Origin of the sequence: Candidatus Galacturonatibacter soehngenii (genome assembly GCF_008830185.1) — a bacterium.
GTDB lineage: Bacteria > Bacillota > Clostridia > Lachnospirales > Lachnospiraceae > Lachnotalea > Lachnotalea soehngenii.
Genome location: NZ_WAGX01000005.1, coordinates 1224242 through 1248281, shown reverse-complemented (window position 1 = coordinate 1248281; position 24040 = coordinate 1224242). Strand labels below are relative to the sequence as shown.

The window sequence follows — 24040 nt, the reverse complement described above, 5'->3', positions numbered from 1 at the left end:
CTGACTGTTTCCTTTGGAGGCTCTAACCACAGCTCTATGTTTATTTGTTAATTAGTTAGATAACGCATGACGTTTTATATATAGCAAGGATACATTCAGCATAGAGTTTGCGGAAACACAGCGTAAATTTATTACAAAGGAGTGATTCTTTATGTTATTTGTTGGCATTGATGTAGCCAAATCTAAACATGACTGCTGTATCATTGATTCTGATGGTGTTATCATTACGGATTCCCTTCGTATTTCAAATACAAAAGAAGGTTTCGATACACTTTATACCTCAATCATATCTGCGCTTGATTCAAGTGATTTTTCAAACGTAAAAATAGGACTTGAATCGACAGGTCATTACAGCACAAACATTACAAACTATCTGTATTCCAAAGGCTTTAGTATTACCGTACTGAACCCTTTAGTGACAAATGCTTTTCGTAAGGCTGGAACCCTTAGAAAAACCAAAACAGATAAGTGTGACGCAAAAGTCATTGCAACTATGCTCTTTTCTGATGAATCAAAATCCTATTCACCTTCATCATATCAAATCCAAGAGCTAAAGTCACTAACAAGACATCGTTATCGTATGATTGGTTATCGTTCCAAGCTCAAGCTATCTGTCACACGACTAATCGATATCATTTTCCCTGAACTACCTGATTTTGTATGGTCTATACACCAAGCTTCCTGTTATCAGTTATTACTTGGATTGCCATCTCCAGAAGTAATCAGCACGTGTCATTTAACACATTTAATAAATGTTCTTTCAAAAGCTTCACGTGGAAAATATGGTCGTGAAAAAGCACTTCAACTTCGAGAGCTTGCTGCTAATTCAATCGGATCATCCAACAGATCTTTAACATTTGAATTACAACAAACAATTCGATTGATTCAAGCGGTTCAATCTGAAATTGACACGTTGGATAAACAAATCAAACTTGTCGTAGATGAGTTAAATACTCCGCTTATAACCATTCCTGGTATTGGATATACCATTGCTGCCATCATTCTTGCTGAAATCGGTGATATAAACAACTTCTCATCACCTGCAAAACTTTTAGCATTTGCAGGAATGGAACCTTCTACTTACCAATCTGGAAAATACAATGCATCCAAAACACCTATGGTTAAGAGAGGCTCTACATATTTGCGTTGGGCAATAATGCAAGCTGCCCGTTTGGTTTCTATGCGAGATTCCACTTTTGCCACTTACATGGCCAAGAAGCGATCTGAAGGTAAACACTTTAATGTCGCACAAAGTCACGTAGGCAAGAAATTAATCCGCGTAATCTATTCACTATTGAAAAATAACACAGCATTTGTCCCACAAATGTAACCAATAAATATCCTTTTTTTGAAGGCAACTCACGTTGCCTTATTTGTCATACACTTTTTTATCTATAAGAAAAACTATAAAATGTTATCAATTTTTACTTGACTTCATATAGTTAGTCTCCAAAGATAGTATGCGTTAGATTCGTAAACATATGTACGTTTTCTAAATGATTTGTTGGAAATATACAACAATTATCTTTTAAGTCCACAATCCCCAATCCAATCAAAAAACATTTTCCATTTTCTGCTATATAAGTCTATTTTCTGCAACATATATTGTGTATATAATTGAAAAGTTTATACTTTAATTGAGCAACAAATCAACAAATATTTTCGATGAGGAGCAAAATGACGATAAGTTATATAACAATTCTACTGCGAAAAATAGACAAAATATAACAAGACTACTTAATTATCTGTTTTAAAAAGCCATTTTCTGCAATACGTATTGTTTAAAAAGGCAAATGACTATATAATTAGAAATAGGGGGGAGATATATTATGAAATCATTTTCAGAAAAAGCGAATCAGACATTACTTGATAGTGAGTTAAGCTATGAGATTCGAGAACGATTAAATAAGCTTTTAAAAAGCAGATTTGGCTGTGACGATGAAAAGATTAAATGGATGCAAGAAAATAGTTTTCTATCGAATAAAGTGGGATTTTCTGCAGTAAATCTGTTGGAGTTATTCTTAGAACTAGAAAAGGAATTTCAGATTAAGTTTTCAAGACAGGATATCAAGAAGTTTCCTTTTGATAGTTACTATGCCCTAGTTGCAATGATAACAAAAAAAGTAGGAGGAACAAATGATTAACACATTAAATAGTATTCGTTCAAATTACGCAAATTACAACAAGGTATCACAAAATAGTGATGTAAGTAAAGTAGAGGAATCGTTTCGAGATAAGATTCAAACGGTTAGCAAAAATGGGACAAGTTCGAATGAGACAAACGCTAAAAATGACATGATTATAAAACAACCGCCAATCTACACAAGCACTACATATGACGCTACCATTTCATCCAAATCAAAAAAGGAAATGACCATAGATGAATACAAACAGTATTTTACAAATGAAATGTCAAAGATTCCAGTAAGTTCTTATTATCAAAATAGCTTTACTGGTTCCTTGGTGATAACAAATGAATGCTTTGAGAGGATGAAAGAAGATCCAGAATGGGAAAAAACAGTATTAAATATGCTAAGAGAAATGTATAGTGTAAATGGTCTTCCACAAAAAAGCTACGGAATGCAAGTGATAGGGGCATCACCAGAAGAATGTTATGGATACTCGGTTCCAATCGAAAGCAGTGGAGGAGCGAAAGCGCGGTCTGGTAATATGAAATCTTGGTGGCAAGAGCGTCAGGAAAAAATGGAAGAAGCAATGGAAGAAGAGATGAAAGAAAGAATAAAAGAAAAGATGGAGCAGGTAAAACGATTGGAACAAGAATATGAAAAGCAACTATTTTTGAACCAATCCAGAGTAAATCTTAGCTTATAACAATTATTATGAAGATAATAGTTGTTTATAAAATAAAAAGAACAGGAGGAAAAAGGAATGAAGAAAACATTAGGAAAGAAAAACTCTTTTAACGACGGTACAGTTATGGCTTTTGCATGCGACTGTATGAGTGTATGCAATATTGGCTGTTCCTGCTCTGGCACTACTGCTTATTCAACCACTAATGTACAAAATCTAGCAAAAGTAGTATCAAGTGGAATGCAGATGTCTACATGGTCATCTATGTAATAGGTTGTATTGGTTAGCAGGAGAGAATGCGGCGATAGGAGTAGTTCCTATCGCTGTATTTGAATTAATGTATTTACACAGGAGGGGATTGGATTGAAGGATACGGATATTTTTATACATTTATTCAAGACACTACATTCTTACTATTTCTATGATGTAAATAAAAATGCAATTGTAAAAATAAATGAATCTATCTATGAAAGTTTGGATAAAGGGGAGAATAGATACGAAGATGCTAACATTAAAAAGCTAAAGGAACGTGGATTCTTAGATGAAATAGAAAAACCGGTTGAGATTTTACATCCATTGACGGACAAAATTGATAGTTATTTACAAAATAATCTGAGCCTATTAATCTTACAAATAACACAGAATTGTAATTTAAGATGTAAATATTGTATTTATTCTGGAAGTTATACCAATCGAGTACATACCAATAAGAGAATGAGCTTTGAGACCGTACAAAAAGCCGTTGATTTTTACTATGAACATAGTAAAAATACAGAAATTGCCTCAATTAGTTTCTATGGAGGAGAACCATTACTAGAATTTCAATTAATAAAAGATACCGTGAATTATTGTAGAAAGAAATTTAATGGCAAGCAGTTAAACTTTAACATGACAACAAATGCGACTTTATTTACACCAGAAATTATGGACTTTCTTGCGAAGAATAAAATTAACTTAACAATAAGTTTGGATGGCCCACAAAAAATACATGATCAAGGACGAGTTTTTGCAGACAATAAAAAAGGTACCTTTAAAAAGATAATAAAAAACCTTGAAGAGTTTCAACATAGATATCCTGACTATGTTGACACCATAAGTTTTAATGCTGTTTTTGATGAAGGAAATAATTTTAAGGACAGTAGTGATTTCTTTTCCTTTGAGTTTTTCAAGAAAGCTACTGTTACCTTCACTACAGTAAGTAATCGAGACAGCAAAGAAGCTAGGGATATTCAAGAAGAGTTCACGATTCATTATAAATATGAATTATTCAAGATGTTTTTGCATTGCCTTAAAAGACTGGAAAAAGAGGATGTCTCAAAGTTAATGTTTGTACATATGAATCGTCTTAAAAACAGTGTTCATGAGCATTTAAGAAAGCCTTTCTTATTTGAGGGAAAGACGCATCCAAGTGGGCCTTGTGTACCAGGAATGAACCGATTGTTTGTTACGGTCGATGGCGAGTTTTTTCCATGTGAACGTGTCAGTGAAAAGAACACAGTATTTAATATTGGCAATCTCGAGAAAGGCTTTGAGAAGGAAAAAGTAAAGGAACTGTTAAACATTGGAAGGTACACAAAGAAACAATGCAGTTTATGCTGGGCAATGGGATACTGTGATAGCTGTATGGCTGATATGGGAGATGGAGATAAATTGATAGCAAATAAAAGACTTGAGCGCTGTGCCTCCATACGATATACGACCGATGAGCTAATGAAAGAGTACTGTGTACTTAGAGAAAATGGATATAACTTTGAATCTTAGGGGGGAAGGTTATGAGAGTATTTGTTTATCCTTATGATGAGGATTTTGAAATATTTCTAATGCATAAAGGTTTGTTAGATTTAGAAATCAAAGACTTACTATCTCCTGTTGGTTGGGGAGTCAAGAACCCAGAAGGCTATGTGATTAAAACACAAATCAATCAGATCAATCTAGAAGAAATGGATGCAATGTTGTTAATCGACTCCAATCGATTTGAGTTAAGTGAAGAAGATATCATGTTAATGGTTCTAAAAGCAGTGAAAAACAATATGGCTATTGTTCTAAACCGATGTGTAACAGATGAACTTCTGATAGAAATAAAGAACTTATGCAAAGGGGCATCTGCAAAATTAATTGATTTAAGAAAAACGAGTCAATACGACTTTGTAAACAGTGAAAAATTACAAACCATTGATACTCCTATTGTTACCATCGTAGGTATGGGGCAAAGATGTAACAAGTTCGAGACACAAGTTTCTATAAAGGTGTATCTAGAAAAGCTTGGGTATCGTGTCTGTGTTGTGTCATCTAGAAGAAATACGGAATTTGCAGGAATCCATGGATTTCCAGACTTTATGTATGGCAATCAATTAGATGAAACGGCCAAAATAATTCATTTTAACCATTACCTTAAGAAATTAGAACAAGAAGAACAGCCTGAAATAATACTTGTAGGTGTGCCAGGCAGCATAATGCCTGTTTCAAAGACTCATCCAGAGCATTTTGGTGTGTTTGCCTTTGAGGTGTTGCAAGCAATCCAAAGTGACATGTTGATTTTTTGTATGCATCATAACATCTATAAAGATCAATACTTTGAGGAATTAAAGAATTTAACAAAATATAGATTACAAACGGAAATTGATGCGTTTGTCATAGGGAATGATTCATATGATAGCTTTTCAATTGAAGCAGAAGGAAATTTAAAGTATTTAACGTTTGATAACCAGACAGTAAGTGAAGCCATGAAAACCTATCCACCAAATGTATACAGCAGGCAAACATATGATATGTTAGCGCAATATGTCTTAGAAACACTGGCAGAATACGCAGATTATCAGGTGATGTAGAAAATGGGATGATGTCATTGAAAAAAAGCAAAATAGCAATCATTGATAATGGAGTAAACCTAGAATTACTAGATGGGAAGATTGAGGAATGCATTTGCATTAATGAACAAAATAAAGTGGAAAAGGATATAGTAAAATTTTGTGATACCGATTTTTTACATGGTACTATCTGCGCCCTAATCGTTGCCAACTATGAAACCGATAGTACCTTAATCAGTATTCGTATCTTGGAAAAAAACGGAAAGGGTGGCATAGAAAAAATTGAGCCTGCATTAAACTGGTGTTATTTAAATGGTGTAAAGATAGTGAATCTAAGCCTTGGCTCTATAGATTTTAGAGAATATGATAGGCTTAATTACCTTATCAATTACTATACCTATAAAGGCCTTATTCTAATTGCGGCTACTTCGAATCAAAACTATGTAACATATCCTGCAAGCTTTTCAAACGTAATCGGAGTAGCAACTTCTTTAAATCAGATACCTGCTTTAAAAGCTTATATTCATTTAGGGGTTGATAGATTGGCGAACTCTAACCACCTTATCAGATTATATGATCAAGAATATGAAACACCGATTAGTAATAGTTATGCCGCTCCTTATGTAACAGCGAAAGTAGCCCAAATTTTAAGAGAAAAGGAAGAAGTAGATCTTTGTTTTCTCAAAAAGTATTTTAATCAAAGTGAAAAAAAGGGTCTCGATATTTTCTATGAACCTGACTGGATTTATAAAGCCTATCGAAGAAAAGAAAATAAAAGCAGTGCAACATATTACTTTCAGACAATTCCAGGTGAATATGCTGATGTAGAAAAAGAAATTGATACGGTAATCATTGATTCTATGGAAGAATTAAAGGATATTGGTATAGAGAAAAAGAATATAGTATATTTGGGACAAGAAGATATAGCTCCAAGCATTACAAATGGGTTTGTCTGGAGTTGGCAAAATCGTATGAACCAAATAGTTAATAATACATACAAAGCAACTTCACTTGAGCTTCCTCTTATAATTCTTGATGTTTGGAATGAACTGGATGAATATTTAATATTAACAACATTAAAAAAGTTATTTGCTGACGAGGGCTACCATGCCTATGTAATTGCTTCAAAGCCAGAAGGGGTTCTTTATCGCTTAGAATACATTCCCAATATGTATACTAAGCCACAAATGCTTCGAAATTTTTTAGAAGGGCAAACGCATTATAAACAAAATGATTTAGTGTTATGGAGTGTATTACATGAAGACAAAAAACACTTATATCAACTATATCCCGATTATGATATGGAAGTTCAAGTAAAACAAGAAAAAAACATAGTTCAAGTTGCAATTTGGATAGAAAAAGAGATGGTATTTCAAAGTAACGAATCCAGTTTGACTCAAAAAGTAATTATGGAAATGTTTCAAAACATCAAACATTTTTTAGCGGAGGATAAAAGTGAGTAATCAGGAAGCAATTAAAATATTGTTAGGGCTTTTAAAAAAATATAAAAAGAAAATAGCCATAATAGCCGTTTGTTTGTTAGCGTCTACAGGATTAAATATGCTTCTTCCAATACTGAGTAAAAATATAATGGATAAAGGCTTTTTGGGAAAGGATAAAACGCTTTTAATGCAATTAATTCTTGCATCCGCAATTTTGTATGGATGTATTAAGCTAATTGATATTTGCAAAGAAGCGATAAGAATTCAAATTGCAGCAGACTTAGAGTACTCCTTGTCAGAGCAGTCCTTTGTTCATCTGCTTCAGATGAAACCAAACTATTTTAAGCAAAAAAATGATGCTGAAATCTTAAATACTCTTTCAACGGACATTGCCAATATTACCTCTATTGCAGATGAAAGCATGTTTTTTGTAATTGCACAGATATTTGGAATTGTAGGCGGTGTCATCGGATTATTCCTGATTAATTACAAACTTACATTACTGGTTATGCTTTTTATCCCGTTTAAGTATCTTGCAATCAAATATTTTGCAAAAAAAAGAAAAGTCTATATGGATTCGTATATGAAAGATTCTGAAAGCTATGCAAAATGGTTTGGAGAAACCATAACGGGAATGCAAGAGATTAAATTATTTCATTTGTACTCCCCTAAAAAAGAGGAGTTTTATAACAGACAAAAAGATGTAATAAACCGAAAGAAACAAATGAATATACTTTCGCAATTAAATCTTATATCAGATGGCATGATGATACAACTTCTACAAACCATTCTTTATATTGTTGGTGCAAACATGTTGTTTGACTTGCAACTTTCACTTGGAAGTATTTTTGCTTTTATTACTTACAGTACCTATGTAACTGCTCCGATTTCTGCAATTTTAAATATTGGATATCTTCTATCAGGTATTATACCTTCAACAAAACGCTACTTTGCATTCATGGAATTAGAGCAAGAAAAAGAAGGTGGCTCTGTCAAAGCTTTAAAAGCAGGAGAGATTACACTGAAACAGGTCTCTTTTTCCTATCAAAAAGGTTATAAGGTCTTAAATCACATCAACTGGGTTATACCTCATAAAGGTAAAGTTGTTCTAGTGGGCAAAAATGGTTCTGGTAAATCAACGCTCATCAACTTATTAACAAGATTTTATGAGGTAGAGGAAGGGGAGATATTGTTAAATGGAAGAAACATTCAAGACTTTGAAATAAATCATTACAGAAGTCTTTTTGCAGTTGTAAGTCAGCAAGTCTATTTGTTTCATGATACCATTCGAAATAATATTTGCTTATATAAAAAAGTAGATGAGATAACATTACAAAATGCAATTGCAGATAGTGGCTTAGAGGAATTTATAAATGAAGTTTCTTTGGATTACATGGTTGGTGAAAATGGTTCCTTACTATCGGGTGGGCAAAGACAAAAAATTGCCATGGCAAGAGCACTTATTTATGATAAGCCTATCTTTATCTTAGATGAAGCAACCTCTAATATGGATCGATATACAGATAAACAAATCAATCAATTGATACATACCAGACTCAAAGACAAAACCGTTATTCTTGTAACACATAAACAAGAAACAATAAATGAAATAGAAACGGTAGTATTTCTAGACCAAGGAAAGCTTAAAGAAATAGCAAATGAAGAAATCGTAAACAAATAAATACAAATAGAAGAAAGGAATTAAGCCTTCGTCAAAATAAGCCGATAAAAATAGAGGTATAGATAAATAATAAAGAAAAAAATGTGTCCGCGCTAGGATAATGTTTTGCATGATTTGGGGAAGGGGGAGCTATATGTTTAAGATTGCCGTTTGCGATGATGAAAAACATTTTAGAAATACGGTGAAAGAATATGTGGGGAGATATCTAAAACAAAAAGGTATTGCATATGAAATCGATACCTTTTCTTCTGGCGAAGAGTTTGTGGACCAAGGAATCGAAATGATTCAATATAAGATTATATTTCTTGATATTAACATGAACGAATTCGATGGAATAAAGACAGCACAAAAGATTCGTGAGCTAAGCAAAGACGTATTTATTGTATTTGTTACCGCATATGTTAATTACACATTAGAAGGTTATAAGGTAGATGCGGTGCGCTATCTTCTAAAAAACAATGTAAATTTTGATGATAGTATCAATGAGTGTATGGATGCTATCACACTTAAAATGAACTATAAGGAAGTTAAAAAAGAATTTAAGTTTAGTGAAGGTATTAAGAAGATATCCTTAAACAAAATACTATACATTGAGAGTAATTTACATAAACTTGAATTTCAAGTCATGGAAGATAAGCTAAACATATATACGTTATACGACACCCTAAACAACATGGAAAAAGAACTAAAAGACGAAGGATTTATTAGAGTACATCAAAGTTTTCTAGTCAATATAAAACATATCAAAAGTATGAAAAGATATGAAGTAGTGCTAAGTAACCATACAACACTAGCAATACCAAAGGTGAGATATAAAAGTGTAAATGCTATTTTTATATCATACAAAGGAGAATTTTAATGTTTGAAGTAACATTAAATTTACTGACGATACTTTTTGAAGTCATATGTTGTAAAATGTTTTATGAAGCGTTTTGTGAAAGAAAAAAGCATCGTAGAGGATTTAATTATCTAATTACTTTTTTTCAGGTTTGCTTTTGCTATTTGATTGCAAGTATTTTAAGGAATATTTTTATAGTAAAACAAGGAATGATTATTTTATTGTTTGCGTTAACGATGTTTGTGACCATGAAGGTGAGATTTCGAAAGACATTTGTAATTGCAATACTATACCAAGGGCTGCTTTTGCTGGCCGATTACATTGCTTTTTCTATAAATGGTTCCTTATTTTCTAATTATGATATGACCTTACAGTTCTTCAAAATAGAAAGCATGTTGGTTATTATTTTTAGTAAAGTAATTTTATATATATGTATACTAATTATAAAAAAGAAAATGGGGCACAAATCCACTGAAATATTAACTGATGTAGAGTGGATTCGATTTTTATTTTTTCCCATTTTTACAATACTAACAGTTACAGGTATGATTGCTATAATTGGGTATGAAGTAAATCAAATTCAAATTAGAATCTTACTCATAATTGCATTAGGTATGGTAGCCATGAATATAGTAGTCTTTTATCTAATTAACGACATAGTAAAACGAGAACTACAAATTAGAAAAAAAGAAATGTTTGAGGTTGAGGTAAAGAACCAGACGCAAATGTATAAAACCATTTCAGAAAACTATGACAAACAAAGAAGTAAAGTTCATGAATTTAAAAATGAGATACTATGCATTGAATCCTTATTGATAAAAAAGCAATATGAAGAATTAGAAAAATATATTCGAACCATTAGCGTTAAGCTAAGACAAGAGCGAGATGCAATCAATACCAATAATGTAATCATAAATGCAATTATTAATACAAAGTATCAAGAGGCCATTAACAAAGGTATCGTCTTTGTATTTCGTGTAAACGACTTATCCACAATAAAAGTTACAGACGAGGATATCGTGGTGATATTGGCAAATCTATTAAACAATGCGATTGAAGCATGTGAAAAATGCAGCAATCAAAAAGTGATTAAGCTAAAATTTATAAAAGAGGAGGACGGTATTATCTTATCTGTAAAAAATACCTGCAGTGAGCCGCCTATCTTTGAGAATGGAAGGATAAAAACAAGTAAATTATTAGAGCCAGAGGAGCATGGAATTGGAATAAAAAATATTATTACTATAATAGAAAAATATAACGGTTCTTATGTAATAAAAAACAATGATAGCGAATTTTATTTTTCCATTTTAATACCAGTAGATTAAAGTACATTCATTTTCTGCAATATAATATCCATTTTCTGCCATAACACTTGTCTTATAATAAGAAATTGATATAGTTATGATAGGAGGTGCACAGATATGGTTGAGAAAATAGCAATAGCTATCGTTGGGCAGATGGGCAATGAAAAGATGATAAGTCAGAATATGAAAGAGCGCTATGTATATGCTTTGATTATGATGACAGAAAAATGGATTACAGTAGGAAGCATCATAGGAATTAGCTTTCTATTAAAACAATTCCTTCCTACGTTGTTTTTTCTTGGGTTCTTTCTTTGCTTAAGAAAACGAACAGGTGGCTATCATGCAAATACGTTTTGGCAGTGTTACCTTGCCACGATTATAACGTATATTATGGTTACGTTTCTAAGTCCTGTAATGATAGCAAATATAAAAATTACCTATTCCCTAGTTGTAATATCGGTAATTTTAATTGCAATTATTGGGACAATCAATCATCCAAACATGGATATGGATGCTTTTGAATTAAAAGAATCAAAAAGTGCGGCACGATGGCTTATCGCATTGGAAAGTATGATTCTATTTGCATCAATTCTATTGGAGATTCAAAAATCGTACATAAGCTATATGTCTCTTGCAATCATATTATGTGCAGCTTTGATGTGTGTAGCCAAAATATTAAAACAGGAGGTATGAGAAATGAAAAAAGCTATGAAACTAAACAAGACAGTGCTAAAAGCAATCATGGAGGTAACAAAAGCTGAGGTGGAAAAGGATTCTTACGTCTGGAGGTGTGGAGCAATCTATCATCAGCCGAAGCGACCTAAGTAAGTACGAAAAGTCAAGATGTATTGTTGATATGTGTGAAACGGTATGTAAAAGAAAGAAAGCTGAAAGTGATGAGAAAAAAAGTTAAAATGTTTTTAGCATGATAATAACAATCGCACTTGTATTTACTCTTTTACCGCAAACTCAAGTTTTAGCAGCAACAACAATAACGGATAATTACACCAAGGACACGGCATATACCTTTGGCTCGTGGAATTCTATTAATGCATCGCCTACGGTGATTTTAGCCGAAGGGGCAAATGAATCATGGTTTAAATTTAATGTAGCGAGTGGGGAGCACATCTACATACGAACATCTACACACAAAGATTATGATGGAATGAAAGTACAGGTTAAAGATTCAGCAGGAGTTAATATTGGGGGCTCTAGGCAAAATCCAGAAAATATAATAGACAGTACGGGTGTAACACCAGCATTGTACATTGATGTTGATAATACGACGTCGTCTAGTAAGACATTTTATCTGGTTGTGTCAAGAGGAAATAACTTTGAATCATCCATGTATTTCAATCTTTCAGCAGCAAATTGGATTAGAACAGGAACGGGAACCTTTGCTTTCTCGGGAACAGCTACAAATCCTGGGAATTCAGGTTTAAACCTTAATGGTGTAGACTCAAATGTTCTAGGTTTAAATCTGACAAATAATACGAGTATTCCAAACAAGGCAAAAGTTTATAGAATAGGAACTTCTGGAACACAAAGTCCAAGTCAAGGTAATGTACGTCATATGATTATGCCAGCTAGTTCAAATCTTTGGTACAAGTCGGTAGTGTCCAATGCCTCAAGTGGCTCATATTCGATATCGCTTACGGATGATTTTGATGCCAAGCAAATATGGTATTTTAAATATAATGCTTTAGCAACAGCAAAATCCACGATGAAGAATGTTAGCATCAAGGTAGATTGGCAATATGACATGAATCAAACAAATTATCAAATATTTTTAAAGTAGGTGAAAAGAAATGGCAGTAGAAGGTACCGCTTATTATAATTATTATAATATAAAAGGGCGTTATTCGCCAAAAACTCCTCAGATACCAAGTTGGAAAAAAGAGTATGCTGTTACAACGGATGAAGTAAGAAGTAATAATCGCAGTCAGGATGAGGATGCTTACAAAGCGTACTCAAAACTAGAAGACATTTATTATTCTGTGTCGGTGCGAAATCGTGAAAAATATAGTAATGTGGATGATTTGTATACATATTTGAACGAGAAATACAATTCAAGCTCATTCAATAGATACAGCTATGAAGAAAAAAAGGCAATGTATTTTAACGAATTAGAAATGACATTATATGGTTGTCTTGGTGGAGGGGGAAATGTTGATGATCCACATTTATCTCAAAAAGTATGCGATCCAACAGATTCTGAGAAACAAGTTTACAATCACAATATGGTAAACTTACAAGTGCGTAATATTTTAACCAATAGCGGTTTTGACCTGTCATTATTAAGTCAGCGATCAGTTGTTTTAAAAATTGACCCGTTTTATTATAAGTTAAGTGTTATAGGCTTAGAGGATACAAGTATTTCACAGCAGATAGAACAAGCACTCAATTCATCAAACAATGCGAAGCAATTGTTTTATCACATATTAAACAGTAATGCATCGGGCATTTCAAAAGATGTATTGGCAAAATATCGAGCTTTAAAAGATTTCCAAAATGTGACAGGACTGGACTTAAGAGACTTTTTTGTGACACAGGATGGATTTGTAAATGCAGCGGGGGAGAATGCATTAGAACTATATAAGGAATATTTAAAAAGCTCAAGTGCCATTCCAAGTGAATTTAAGGGCGTAGCTTATGGCTATTTTGCAGAGCAATTAGGAAAATTAGCCAAGATGGACGTTTCGAAAATTTTGGACTTGAACTTGGAAATAGGCTTAGGGGAGTATGGGCTATATAATGTAACGGATGAAAGTATATATGTAAGTCATTTTGATACTATGGTATAAGTTATTACAATTGAAATTGGGTTAAAGAAGAGTTGGGGATAGCTGGTTGCTACTTTCGACTCTTCTTTTTGAATTACAGAATCTAGTAACCTCTTACCATTAAGGCAATCACTCTTAAGGTTCTGAAAAACATGTATGGAAAATACAATTTAATAATTGTACTTATTATATTGGCTTATAATCAAGCAAAATAAGTCTGATTAGGAGGAATATGAAAGGAATAGCAAATAAAACATTGGTACCAGTCTATGAAAAACCAGATTGCAATTCTTCACTTAGCGATGAACTATTATATGGCATGCCAGTTACAGTGATAAAGTCATGTATTCCTAGCATAAATAAGTGGGTTTATATAATGACAGAGTACCAATATACGGGATATGTAAAAAGACAGGATTTGGTTTTAGAAGAATGTAACCAGTCCTATACAAAATGGGAGCATGCCCCGAAAAAGAGAGTCACAAAAGTCTATGCAGATGTCCTATCAGAATCAAGAGTGAAAGGTAGAGTTGTAATGGAGCTTACGAAGGGTGCGATTATCGCATATTGTGGCTTGGTTATGCAAGAGCAAGCAGGATGGGCCAAGGTGATGCTTGCAGATGGTTGCTATGGGTATATGATAGATGAATTTTTAGAAGAACCTCGTAATGCATGGAATGTTTCAGAAGATAGAATGAGGCAACAACTAGTACAAATCGCAATGCAATATCTGGGCACACAGTATCGGTGGGGAGGTAAATCACCGCTTGGAATAGACTGTTCCGGGCTTACTTCAATGGCATATCTAATCAACGGAATCCTTATCCATCGTGACGCTAAAATGGTAGAAGGTTTTCCAGTGCACGAGATTGCGTTTGAAGATAGAAAACCAGGAGATTTACTGTATTTTAAAGGTCATATTGCAATGGCAATCGATGAACGAAGATACATTCATGCCACAGCAAAAATGGGAAGTAACGGTGTGGTAATCAATAGTTTATGTCCAGAGGATTCAGACTATAGGGAAGATTTAGCAAAGGGAATCCTTGCCGTAGGAAGTGTCTTTTAAGTTGTATGTATTCTAAAATGGGGGAAAAGAATGAAAGTAGTAGATTTGCATTGCGATACGATGGCAGAACTTTGGTATTCCCAATGGGATAACAAAAAACCTATGGAATTAGAGAAAAACTCGCTTCATGTTGATTTGGAAAAATTAAGAAAAGGAGACTACCTGCTACAGAATTTTGCAATATTTGTCAATCTGGGAAGGAACTTAGATCCTTTTGAATCTGCATTAAGCCAAATTGATATATTTTATAGAGAAATGGAAAAAAATAAAGAGAAGATTAGGGCAGTTAAAACATATGAAGACATTGAAACAAATATACAAGAGGGTAAGATTTGCGCAATGTTGACAGTGGAAGAAGGAGCTGTCTGCAAAGGAAAACTTAGTTTTCTTCGGATTCTTTATCAACTTGGAGTTCGTATGATGACCTTAACTTGGAATTTTGAAAATGAATTAGGTTTTCCTAATTTACGCTCCAAAAGTTCTCAATCCAAATATGAATATGAGTTTGAAAAAGGGCTTGGACTTAAGAAAAAAGGAATTGAATTTCTTATTGAAATGGAACGCCTTGGAATCATTGTTGATGTATCACATCTTTCAGACGAAGGGTTTTATGATGTCTTACAATATACGAAAAAACCTTTTGTTGCCAGCCATTCCAATGCCAGAGCCTTGTGTAGGCATCCTAGAAATCTAACGGATGATATGATACGAAAACTAGCACAGCGGGGAGGAGTGATAGGGTTAAATTATAGCCCAAACTTCTTAGAGGAAGGAGAAACCGAGGAGGACTGTCATAGTAGTGTTGCTCTTATGGCAAGCCATGCCAGACATATTACAAATATTGGAGGAATTGAATGCCTGGCACTTGGATCGGATTTTGATGGGATTGAAGGTAAACTAGAGATGAAGAATTGTTCGATGCTTCCACTTCTTTTGGAGGCTTTAGAAAAAGAAGGTTTTAAACATTCGCAGATAGAAGCCATTTTCTATAAAAATGTATTGCATTTATATAAAGAACTTTTGATTTAAAAAACAAATGATACAAGCACTTGCTGAAAGCTTCATGCTTGACAACCCTCCTTTTCGTCAACTAAAATAAAGAAAACGAGTGGAAGGAGCACATAGTATGAGTTTTTCAAAAAAAGTGAATGATTTAAAGAGTCAGGAAAGTATAAAAAAAGCTGGAGGTATTTTCGAGGAATTTAAAACCTTTATATCTCGTGGCAATGTTATGGACTTGGCAGTGGGTGTTATTGTCGGAGGTGCCTTTACTTCTATCGTTAATTCGCTGGTAGGTGATATTTTAATGCCAATCATTGGGACGGTCTTAGTTGGCATCAATTTTAAAAAGCTAGGATTTACAATACCATGGGGAAACAATCCTTATATTAATGTAGGTAGTTTTCTAGAATCTGTAATTACCTTTTTAATAACAGCAGCCTGCGTATTTATTATTGTTAAAGGTATCAATTCCATTAACAAAAAGAAAACAGAAGAAAAACCAGAAGAGAAAAAAGAGGAAGTGCAAGAATTATCAAAAGAAGTGGAACTACTTACTGAAATTCGTGATTTACTCTCAAAGGATAAATAAAAAGCATACGAAAGTGTTTATTACACCAAGTAATATTATGATAAGGAGACCAAAATGGAAGATAATTTTCAAAAAATGGCAGTACTAATTGATGCTGACAATACACAATTATCTAAGCTTGAAGCGATTCTTCATGAAGTTTCAACCTATGGAAGAATTGTTGTTAAAAAAGCATATGGAAACTGGAAAAAAGACATGTTAAAAAATTGGGAGTCTGAATTAAAACGATTAGCCATAAAAGCGGAACAGCAATTTGACTATGTAACAGGTAAAAATGTGACAGACATTGCAATGGTAATTGGAGCTATGGATTTACTTTTTATGGATAAGTACGATGCGTTTGTATTAGTATCAAGTGACAGTGATTTTACACCTTTGGCGATTCGTTTACGAGAGTCAGGTCAATACATCATAGGAGCAGGAGAAAGCAAGACGCCAGAGTCTTTTAAAAATGCGTGTGATGACTTTATACTGATTGAGTTAATTCAGGCCAAAGATGATAAGAAAATAGAAGAGGAGATTGAAAAAGAGACAAAGGATAAAAATATAACAGAAGCAATCTCCAAAGAAAAAGCCAGTAAAGAGAATCAAATCAATGTATCAACCGAGAAAGAAAAAGTTGATTTGGTTGCCAACATTCAAGAAATCCATAGCTTATTAAAAATAGCCTATGAAAAGTATCAAAATGAAGCTGGTTTTGCAAATGTTAGTGCAGTTGGTCCTTATATTAAAAGAGTAAAGCCAGATTTTAACTCTCGTGCATATGGTTTTGCTAAGTTACCAGACCTTCTTGCAGCTTACCCAGAGAAATATGAAATAACGAAATACAAAGGAAAAGGTAAGGTTAATATTGTTGCCTACAAATGTAGGGATTAAAAACGATTTCAATTACCTGAAATGTCCATTTAGATTCGAAAACTAGTAGTTGACAAGTGTTGTGCTTTCTTTTAGACTTATTACGGATGTTTCATGGTATTTGGCCTATGCCAAAAGGGAATGAGGATTTAATAAACTGTTAAAGGAGATAAGAGTTTGATAAAGAAATTAAAGATACAAATTATAGTTGTATTATTCCTAATGTCTTTTTTGTTTGGGGGATTTGTAAATGTGGCTCAAACCGTAAAGGCAGCACAAAATAACGCAACAACTGTAGAAAATGATAATGTGTTTCGTGTTGGTATGGAAGCAGGGTATCCACCTTTTAACTGGACACAACAAGACGATTCAAATGGTGGAGTAAGGATTGCTGGAAATGAAGAATTTGCAGGCGGTTATGATGTCGAGATAGCCAAAATCATTGCAGAGCAATTAGGCAAGGAACTAGTGATTGTAAAAACGGAGTGGGATGGCTTGGTTCCAGCACTTCAATCAGGTAAAATTGATGCAATCATAGCAGGTATGTCTCCTACTGCAGAAAGAAAAGAGACCATTGACTTTTCAGATATTTATTATAAGTCTGATTTGGTAATGGTAGTCTTAAAGGGCGGAGCCTATGAAGAGGCTACATCGATTCATGATTTTTCAGGTGCTAAGGTAACGGCTCAGTTAAATACGTTTCATTATAGCGTAATTGATCAAATCAACGGAGTTTTAAAGCAGACAGCAATGGATAATTTTACAGCCATGCGAGTTGCACTTCAATCTGGTATTATCGATGGATATGTATCAGAAAGACCAGAGGGAGTCAGTGCTTCTGCAAAGAATAAGAATTTTGCAATGATAGAGTTTAGCGAAGGATTTGTCACAAATGAAGAAGATACCGCTATTTCTGTAGGTGTTGCAAAAAACAGTGAGTTAACCGGAAAAATCAATGAGATTTTAGCAGGTGTTTCCCAAGAAGAGCGTCAGCAGTTAATGGATGAAGCCATTAAGAATCAGCCAGGTACAGACACAGAGCAATCAAGTATCTCTTGGGTAGTAAGTATCTTAAAGGAAAACGGTCCTATGTTTGTTAGAGGTGCAGGGATGACACTTCTAATCTCTATGGTTGGTACAATTCTTGGATTTTTACTTGGATTAATAGTTGGAGTAATCAAAACCATTCCAGTGCCTGTTAAAAAGGCAAGAAGAGTGTTGCAAAGAATTGTTCATGCATTGCTTGCGATTTATGTAGAAGTATTTCGTGGCACGCCGATGATTGTACAAGCCATGGTAATTTATTATGGATCAGCATTGGCTTTTGGTATACATATGAATCCAGTAGGTGCGGCAATTTTTATTGTTTCTATTAATACAGGAGCCTACATGTCTGAGATTATCCGTGGTGGTATTCTTTCTATTGACAAAGGGCAGTATGAGGCAGCACAAGCGATTGGTATGAATCACTTTCAAACTATGTGCAATGTAGTTCTCCCACAGGCGATTCGTAATATTTTACCTGCTACAGGTAATGAGTTTGTTATTAATATAAAAGATACTTCAGTATTAAATGTAATTGCAGTAACAGAATTATATTTCCAGACCAAATCAGTGGCTGGTAATAATTTTAGATATTTTGAATCCTTCTTTGTTGCATGTGTAATTTATTTTGTTATGACATTTACCGTTACCAGAATCCTTCGTTATCTTGAAAAACGTCTGGATGGTCCTGCGAATTATTCGATGAATCAGATGCAGGTATAGCAAGAAAGAAAGGGAGAAAAAAATGGAAAAAATTATTGAAGTACAACATTTAAGTAAGTCCTTTGGAACACATGAAGTACTAAAGGATATTGATTTTACGGTAAAGTCTGGAGAAGTAGTTTGTATTATTGGATCTTCTGGATCGGGAAAATCAACCCTTCTTCGTTGCATTAATTTGTTAGAGCAGCCAACAGGTGGAAAGATTATATATAAAGGTGAAAACATTTTAGATGATAAGCACGATATTTATCAATATCGTACGAAGCTTGGAATGGTGTTTCAGCAGTTTAACTTGTTTAACAATCACAATGTATTAAGTAATTGTGTCGTTGGACAGGTTAAAATATTAAAGCGTACACAAAAAGAAGCAGAAGAAGTTGCAATGAAGTTTTTAAAAATTGTTGGAATGGATCAATATATCAAGGCAAAACCAAAGCAGCTTTCTGGAGGGCAAAAGCAAAGAGTTGCCATTGCAAGGGCGCTTTCTATGGAGCCTGACGTATTGCTTTTTGATGAGCCAACCTCTGCACTTGATCCTGAAATGGTTGGAGAGGTATTAAAGGTAATGAAAGAATTAGCAGACAATGGTTTGACCATGCTCGTGGTTACCCATGAAATGGGCTTTGCAAAGGAAGTATCTGACCGTGTAGTCTTTATGGATCAAGGCGTTATTGTAGAAGAAGGAAGTCCAGAACAGATTTTCCAAAACCCAACACAAGAAAGAACAAAAGAATTTTTAAAACGTACATTACCAGAACTTGCATAATATGACAAAAGGGGATACCATTAAGGTATCTTCTTTTTGATTTTAATAGATTGTATTATCTTTGTAAGAGAAGGGAAAGATAGCAATAGCACAAAGGAAGGAATCAATTTATGGATAAAGAGTATCTAATACACGAAAAGCCTCTAAAGGCTTTGATTGTTTTTGCATTGCCTATGATGATAGGTAATCTATTTCAGCAGTTTTATACCATGGCAGACTCCATGGTGGTGGGACGTTTTGTAAGTGAAGATGCATTAGCTGCAGTAGGCGCCTCGTATTCACTTACCAATGTATTTATATGTATTGCAATCGGCGGTGGTGTGGGTGCTTCCGTTATAACAGGGCGCTATTTTGGTGCCAGAAATTATAAGAAGATGAAGCAGTCGTCCTATACGGCACTCGTGGCATTTCTTTGTCTTAGTATTTTTTTAGCTGCATTCGGACTTTTGGTTAGTAAAGACATTATGCGACTATTAAATACACCGAAGACAATCTTGGATATGGCAACACAATATTTAAACATTTATTTTTTAGGTCTTCCTTTTTTGTTTATGTATAATGTGCTTTCTGCTATGTTTAATGCAATTGGAAAATCTAAGTTTCCACTGTATCTACTTATTTTTTCTTCAATTTTAAATATTTTACTTGATTTATATATGGTATATATTCTAAATATGGGGGTTACAGGAGTCGCATGGGCTACCTTTCTTGCCCAAGGAATATCTGCTATTATTTCTTTTGCTTTATTTTTAAAAATTATTTCTTCCCATACGGTACAACAAACCAGTATATTTGATGGAAAAGAATTAAAAAACATGTCACGTATTGCATTTCCATCCATTCTACAGCAATCCACGGTTGCAATTGGTATGATGTTGGTACAAAGCGTTGTCAATAGCTTTGGGACGCAAATGCTGGCTGGATTCTCAGCAGCAATGAGAGTAGAAAGTATTGCAATAGTACCAATGGCAGCCATGGGGAATGCAATCTCTGCATTTACAGCCCAAAATATGGGGGCAAAAGAATATGAACGAGCGAGAAAAGGATATTATACCTCATACGGCATCGTTGCTTTTTTTGCGCTGACAAACTGTATCGTTTTGGAAGTATTTCATAATAGAATCATTTCGTTATTTCTAGGAAGCGATGGAACAATGTTAGCACAAGAAACAGGAGCTTCCTATCTGAAATTTATGGGATGGTTTTTTGTGTTAATTGGTCTTAAAATGATTACAGATGGATTGCTTCGAGGAGCGGGAGATATGAAGGTATTTACGATTGCCAACTTAGGAAATCTTTTTATTCGTGTCAGCTTTGCTTCTATTATGGCACCGCGGTTTGGTATTTCCATGGTATGGTATGCGGTTCCGATTGGTTGGCTAACGAATTATGTAATTTCGTTTGCACAATATAGAACAGGTAAATGGAGATATATTGAAATCAAGTAAGTGTTTTTGTAGAAAGGAGTAGGATATGGAACATAGTTGCAATAATTGTAATCGATTGTGTACATCTAGAATTACCCTTTTTGAACCTCTTTCTAGGGAAGAGCAGATTGCTTTGGTTGAAAAGGCAAAGCATTTGGACTATAAAAAAGGTGAAACAATTTTTCATGAATCAGATCAAGCAGATAGAATAATGATTATTCGTTATGGTAAAGTGAAAATGAATCACTATTCCTTGGAGGGGAAGGAATATGTATTTGATATTTTAGTGGATAATGATATATACGGAGAGCAAAATATTTTTGCGGGCAAGACCTTTGAGGCAAATGCCATTACGTTAACGGAAACAGGTGTATGTTTGATTTCTTTAAAGGATATCAAAGAATTAATTTTAAAAAGACCAGAAATTGGGATAAAGATATTAAATGTAATAGGAGAGAAGCTGTCTTTTGCAAATGAACTTGTCCAGCTCTTATCCATAAATGATGCAAAGGCAAGAGTGGCTGGTTTTATTTTATTTCAAAGCAATAAAATTAAAAGTAAAATCATTGAATTGACCAGAGAAGATATTGCGGCGCACATCAACGTAAGAAGAGAGACTATTAGCAGAAAGCTTGGGGAACTTCAAAAAGATGGTATCATTTTATTACAAGGAAATAAAAAAATTGAAGTTTTACAAAAAGAATTACTTCGAGATATATTTGAAAACGGAAAATAAACTAAAAAAATTAAAAAAAATTTAAAATAATGATTTGAATCACATTTTTATCTTTTTATAGCTACTATAATGAGTTTACAAAGAAAAACAAAAGCAACTAGCTATGATATAGGAGGAAGATAAAATGATTACAAAAAATATGACAATCGCAGATGTTGTAAAAGCGTATCCAAATGCAATCGAAATTTTAAAAGACTTCCACGTTGATTATTGCTGTGGTGGTAATGATAAGTTGGAAGATGCTGTTAGAGAACTAGGACTTGATCCAAAGAGCTTTATCGATTTATTAAATAAAAAGCTGAAAGAAAAAGCGGAACAAGGACAGGATGAACCAGTATTAAAGGTAGAACAATTAATGGCCATGGAGGTAAACGAATTAATTGATTATATAATTGTAACGCACCATAAAAAAGAGCGAAACTTAATTCAAGAAACGGATGAATTAATGAATAAAGTTCTACTTGCACATTATGAACGACATACAAAGCAACTTGTTTCCTTACATGCTCTTTTTTCTGATTTAAGGAAGGAACTTTTGGAGCATTTTGCAAAAGAAGAAAAATTAATTTTTTCATATATGAAAAATGATTTGTCACAAGAGTATGAGTATGAATATGTAAAGGAATTAGAGAATGAACATGAAGCGGCTGGGAATATTATAAAAGAGATTGAAGCTTGTACAAATCATTTTACACTTCCAGCTAATGTATGTAATTCTTATCAATTACTATTTCAAAAGATGCAGGAATTGATAGAAGATATTTATATTCATATATTTACTGAGAATTCAATACTATTTCCAAAATATGAAGGAGGAATAAAAGAATGAAAAAACTTGTAAAAAACAATGTAAACTGGGTTGGTATTATGGACTGGGAACTAGAATCCTTTCATGGAGCAGATTATAGCATTCATCATGGGTCAAGCCAAAATGCTTATTTAATTCAAGAAGAAAAGACTGTGTTAATTGATACCGTATGGAAGCCACATTCTACGGAATTTATTGATAATCTAGAAAAAGAAATTGATTTAAAAGAGATTGATTTTATTGTTGCAAACCATGGTGAAATAGACCATAGTGGTTCTTTACCTGCTTTGATGGAAAAAATCCCAAACACACCAATCTATTGTACGGCAAGTGGTGTAAAGTCCTTGGTAGGACAATATCATCATCCAGAGTGGAATTATCAAGTGGTAAAAACAGGTGACTCAGTTGATATTGGTAATGGTAAAAAGTTAATTTTCGTTGAAATGAAAATGCTTCATTGGCCAGATAGTATGGCAACTTATCTGACTGAAGATAATATCTTGTTTTCCAATGATGCATTTGGACAACATTTTGCAGTGGAGGAATTATTTAACGACAAAGCAGACCAGTGCAGGCTTTGGGAAGAGGCGTTAAAGTACTATGCAAATATTTTGACTCCATTTTCAGCACTCGTAAAAAAGAAGATTGAAGAAATTCAAGCACTGAATATACCAATTGATATCATAGCAACCAGTCATGGTGCTATTTGGAGAGAGAATCCAATGCAGATTGTAGAAAAATATTACGAGTGGTCCCAAAACTACCAAGAGGATCAGATTACAATTGTGTATGATACGATGTGGGAAGGAACCAAGCAACTAGCACATAAATTAAGTACTCAGATTTCTGAAATCTCTCCAAATACAAGAGTAAAAATATTTAATATTTCAAAAGCAGACAAAAATGATATTATGACCGAAGTATTTAATTCAAAAGCCATTGCAGTAGGTTCACCAACCGTTGGTGGAAGCATTCTTTCTTCTGTTGGAGGCTGGCTAGAATTTTTAAAAGAGCTTAAATTTAAAAATAAAAAAGCTGCGGTATTTGGTTGCTACGGATGGAGTGGAGAGGCAACCAAAGTCCTTAGAGAAAAGTTAACAGGAGCAGGTTTTTCTGTGGTTGAGGCAGAGGCAAAGTGTGAATGGAATCCAAGAAAAGAAGATTTTGAAAGAACTGCTGAAATTGCAAAGGCATTATGTGAATAAATTAGAGAAATATTGAACATAAAAAAAGGGGTGTTGGCTGTGCCAACACCCTAAGTTGTATCAATTTTTTTGAGGGAAGAGTCGATAAGAACTAATAATATAGTTAATATTATGATAGACATGCATTCGATTAAGTTTTAAAATAGTATA

Annotated in this window: 24 protein-coding genes; all 24 read left to right on the top strand. The window is 33.8% G+C overall.

Annotated features, from left to right (window positions below):
- Nucleotides 1-151: 151 nt before the first annotated feature.
- Complete coding sequence (locus F7O84_RS13160) at nucleotides 152-1330, top strand: IS110 family RNA-guided transposase (RefSeq protein ID WP_151141338.1); 1179 nt, start codon at nucleotides 152-154, stop codon at nucleotides 1328-1330.
- 499 nt (nucleotides 1331-1829) lie between these two features.
- A complete protein-coding gene (locus tag F7O84_RS13155; RefSeq protein WP_151146001.1) occupies nucleotides 1830-2144 on the top strand; it encodes a hypothetical protein in 315 nt (104 codons plus the stop codon).
- Nucleotides 2137-2832 carry a DUF6033 family protein gene (locus F7O84_RS19030; protein WP_192451754.1) on the top strand — a complete coding sequence of 232 codons (696 nt, stop codon included), beginning with the start codon at nucleotides 2137-2139 and terminating at the stop codon, nucleotides 2830-2832. The genes F7O84_RS13155 and F7O84_RS19030 overlap by 8 nt, the downstream gene beginning before the upstream one ends.
- Nucleotides 2833-2889: 57 nt before the next feature.
- Nucleotides 2890-3081 carry a CLI_3235 family bacteriocin precursor gene (locus F7O84_RS13145; RefSeq protein WP_151145995.1) on the top strand — a complete coding sequence of 64 codons (192 nt, stop codon included), beginning with the start codon at nucleotides 2890-2892 and terminating at the stop codon, nucleotides 3079-3081.
- A gap of 93 nt (nucleotides 3082-3174) precedes the next feature.
- The gene (ccpM, locus tag F7O84_RS13140) at nucleotides 3175-4572 is read left to right on the top strand and encodes a Cys-rich peptide radical SAM maturase CcpM (RefSeq protein ID WP_192451753.1); all 1398 of its coding nucleotides are present in this window, start codon (nucleotides 3175-3177) and stop codon (nucleotides 4570-4572) included.
- Between the two features lie 11 nt (nucleotides 4573-4583).
- Entirely contained in the window at nucleotides 4584-5639 is a 1056-nt protein-coding gene (locus F7O84_RS13135) for a TIGR04066 family peptide maturation system protein (RefSeq protein WP_151145988.1), read from the top strand.
- 17 nt (nucleotides 5640-5656) lie between these two features.
- Entirely contained in the window at nucleotides 5657-7081 is a 1425-nt protein-coding gene (locus F7O84_RS13130) for a S8 family serine peptidase (RefSeq protein ID WP_192451752.1), read from the top strand.
- On the top strand, nucleotides 7074-8741 hold the full coding sequence (locus F7O84_RS13125) for an ABC transporter ATP-binding protein (RefSeq protein ID WP_151145982.1): 1668 nt from the start codon (nucleotides 7074-7076) through the stop codon (nucleotides 8739-8741). The genes F7O84_RS13130 and F7O84_RS13125 overlap by 8 nt, the downstream gene beginning before the upstream one ends.
- Nucleotides 8742-8874: 133 nt before the next feature.
- Complete coding sequence (locus F7O84_RS13120) at nucleotides 8875-9600, top strand: LytR/AlgR family response regulator transcription factor (RefSeq protein WP_151145979.1); 726 nt, start codon at nucleotides 8875-8877, stop codon at nucleotides 9598-9600.
- A complete protein-coding gene (locus tag F7O84_RS13115) occupies nucleotides 9600-10904 on the top strand; it encodes a sensor histidine kinase (protein ID WP_243140888.1) in 1305 nt (434 codons plus the stop codon). The genes F7O84_RS13120 and F7O84_RS13115 overlap by 1 nt, the downstream gene beginning before the upstream one ends.
- A 96-nt stretch (nucleotides 10905-11000) precedes the next feature.
- A complete protein-coding gene (locus F7O84_RS13110) occupies nucleotides 11001-11576 on the top strand; it encodes an accessory gene regulator B family protein (RefSeq protein ID WP_151145976.1) in 576 nt (191 codons plus the stop codon).
- 3 nt (nucleotides 11577-11579) lie between these two features.
- Nucleotides 11580-11711 carry a cyclic lactone autoinducer peptide gene (locus tag F7O84_RS13105; RefSeq protein ID WP_151145973.1) on the top strand — a complete coding sequence of 44 codons (132 nt, stop codon included), beginning with the start codon at nucleotides 11580-11582 and terminating at the stop codon, nucleotides 11709-11711.
- A gap of 97 nt (nucleotides 11712-11808) precedes the next feature.
- On the top strand, nucleotides 11809-12681 hold the full coding sequence (locus F7O84_RS13100; protein WP_151145970.1) for a hypothetical protein: 873 nt from the start codon (nucleotides 11809-11811) through the stop codon (nucleotides 12679-12681).
- A gap of 10 nt (nucleotides 12682-12691) precedes the next feature.
- The gene (locus tag F7O84_RS13095; RefSeq protein WP_151145968.1) at nucleotides 12692-13687 is read left to right on the top strand and encodes a DUF4885 family protein; all 996 of its coding nucleotides are present in this window, start codon (nucleotides 12692-12694) and stop codon (nucleotides 13685-13687) included.
- Between the two features lie 211 nt (nucleotides 13688-13898).
- Nucleotides 13899-14735 (top strand): C40 family peptidase, encoded by an 837-nt coding sequence (locus F7O84_RS13090; RefSeq protein WP_151145965.1) that lies wholly within the window; start codon nucleotides 13899-13901, stop codon nucleotides 14733-14735.
- A gap of 30 nt (nucleotides 14736-14765) precedes the next feature.
- Nucleotides 14766-15764 carry a dipeptidase gene (locus F7O84_RS13085; protein ID WP_151145962.1) on the top strand — a complete coding sequence of 333 codons (999 nt, stop codon included), beginning with the start codon at nucleotides 14766-14768 and terminating at the stop codon, nucleotides 15762-15764.
- Between the two features lie 97 nt (nucleotides 15765-15861).
- Nucleotides 15862-16326 carry a large conductance mechanosensitive channel protein MscL gene (gene mscL, locus F7O84_RS13080; RefSeq protein ID WP_279238000.1) on the top strand — a complete coding sequence of 155 codons (465 nt, stop codon included), beginning with the start codon at nucleotides 15862-15864 and terminating at the stop codon, nucleotides 16324-16326.
- Nucleotides 16327-16380: 54 nt separating this feature from the next.
- A complete protein-coding gene (locus tag F7O84_RS13075; RefSeq protein ID WP_151145959.1) occupies nucleotides 16381-17202 on the top strand; it encodes an NYN domain-containing protein in 822 nt (273 codons plus the stop codon).
- A gap of 156 nt (nucleotides 17203-17358) precedes the next feature.
- On the top strand, nucleotides 17359-18948 hold the full coding sequence (locus F7O84_RS19485; protein ID WP_330578782.1) for an ABC transporter permease subunit: 1590 nt from the start codon (nucleotides 17359-17361) through the stop codon (nucleotides 18946-18948).
- A 22-nt stretch (nucleotides 18949-18970) separates the two neighbouring features.
- Complete coding sequence (locus F7O84_RS13065; RefSeq protein WP_151145956.1) at nucleotides 18971-19714, top strand: amino acid ABC transporter ATP-binding protein; 744 nt, start codon at nucleotides 18971-18973, stop codon at nucleotides 19712-19714.
- 110 nt (nucleotides 19715-19824) lie between these two features.
- Nucleotides 19825-21162 carry an MATE family efflux transporter gene (locus F7O84_RS13060; protein WP_151145953.1) on the top strand — a complete coding sequence of 446 codons (1338 nt, stop codon included), beginning with the start codon at nucleotides 19825-19827 and terminating at the stop codon, nucleotides 21160-21162.
- A gap of 25 nt (nucleotides 21163-21187) precedes the next feature.
- Entirely contained in the window at nucleotides 21188-21877 is a 690-nt protein-coding gene (locus tag F7O84_RS13055) for a Crp/Fnr family transcriptional regulator (RefSeq protein ID WP_151145950.1), read from the top strand.
- A 124-nt stretch (nucleotides 21878-22001) separates the two neighbouring features.
- Nucleotides 22002-22706 (top strand): DUF542 domain-containing protein, encoded by a 705-nt coding sequence (locus F7O84_RS13050; RefSeq protein ID WP_151145947.1) that lies wholly within the window; start codon nucleotides 22002-22004, stop codon nucleotides 22704-22706.
- Nucleotides 22703-23890 (top strand): oxygen-binding di-iron domain-containing protein, encoded by a 1188-nt coding sequence (locus F7O84_RS13045; protein WP_151145944.1) that lies wholly within the window; start codon nucleotides 22703-22705, stop codon nucleotides 23888-23890. The genes F7O84_RS13050 and F7O84_RS13045 overlap by 4 nt, the downstream gene beginning before the upstream one ends.
- Nucleotides 23891-24040: the final 150 nt, after the last annotated feature.

Coding starts and splice junctions, on each gene's coding strand:
- F7O84_RS13095 (WP_151145968.1), top strand. CDS start 12,692: ATGGCAGTAGAAGGTACCGCTTATTATAATTATTATAATATAAAAGGG.
- F7O84_RS13085 (WP_151145962.1), top strand. CDS start 14,766: ATGAAAGTAGTAGATTTGCATTGCGATACGATGGCAGAACTTTGGTAT.
- F7O84_RS13100 (WP_151145970.1), top strand. CDS start 11,809: ATGATAATAACAATCGCACTTGTATTTACTCTTTTACCGCAAACTCAA.
- F7O84_RS13060 (WP_151145953.1), top strand. CDS start 19,825: ATGGATAAAGAGTATCTAATACACGAAAAGCCTCTAAAGGCTTTGATT.
- F7O84_RS13145 (WP_151145995.1), top strand. CDS start 2,890: ATGAAGAAAACATTAGGAAAGAAAAACTCTTTTAACGACGGTACAGTT.
- F7O84_RS13075 (WP_151145959.1), top strand. CDS start 16,381: ATGGAAGATAATTTTCAAAAAATGGCAGTACTAATTGATGCTGACAAT.
- F7O84_RS13110 (WP_151145976.1), top strand. CDS start 11,001: ATGGTTGAGAAAATAGCAATAGCTATCGTTGGGCAGATGGGCAATGAA.
- mscL (WP_279238000.1), top strand. CDS start 15,862: ATGAGTTTTTCAAAAAAAGTGAATGATTTAAAGAGTCAGGAAAGTATA.
- F7O84_RS13120 (WP_151145979.1), top strand. CDS start 8,875: ATGTTTAAGATTGCCGTTTGCGATGATGAAAAACATTTTAGAAATACG.
- F7O84_RS13115 (WP_243140888.1), top strand. CDS start 9,600: ATGTTTGAAGTAACATTAAATTTACTGACGATACTTTTTGAAGTCATA.
- F7O84_RS13160 (WP_151141338.1), top strand. CDS start 152: ATGTTATTTGTTGGCATTGATGTAGCCAAATCTAAACATGACTGCTGT.
- F7O84_RS13135 (WP_151145988.1), top strand. CDS start 4,584: ATGAGAGTATTTGTTTATCCTTATGATGAGGATTTTGAAATATTTCTA.
- F7O84_RS13155 (WP_151146001.1), top strand. CDS start 1,830: ATGAAATCATTTTCAGAAAAAGCGAATCAGACATTACTTGATAGTGAG.
- F7O84_RS13065 (WP_151145956.1), top strand. CDS start 18,971: ATGGAAAAAATTATTGAAGTACAACATTTAAGTAAGTCCTTTGGAACA.
- F7O84_RS19030 (WP_192451754.1), top strand. CDS start 2,137: ATGATTAACACATTAAATAGTATTCGTTCAAATTACGCAAATTACAAC.
- F7O84_RS13045 (WP_151145944.1), top strand. CDS start 22,703: ATGAAAAAACTTGTAAAAAACAATGTAAACTGGGTTGGTATTATGGAC.
- F7O84_RS13090 (WP_151145965.1), top strand. CDS start 13,899: ATGAAAGGAATAGCAAATAAAACATTGGTACCAGTCTATGAAAAACCA.
- F7O84_RS13055 (WP_151145950.1), top strand. CDS start 21,188: ATGGAACATAGTTGCAATAATTGTAATCGATTGTGTACATCTAGAATT.
- F7O84_RS13105 (WP_151145973.1), top strand. CDS start 11,580: ATGAAAAAAGCTATGAAACTAAACAAGACAGTGCTAAAAGCAATCATG.
- F7O84_RS13050 (WP_151145947.1), top strand. CDS start 22,002: ATGATTACAAAAAATATGACAATCGCAGATGTTGTAAAAGCGTATCCA.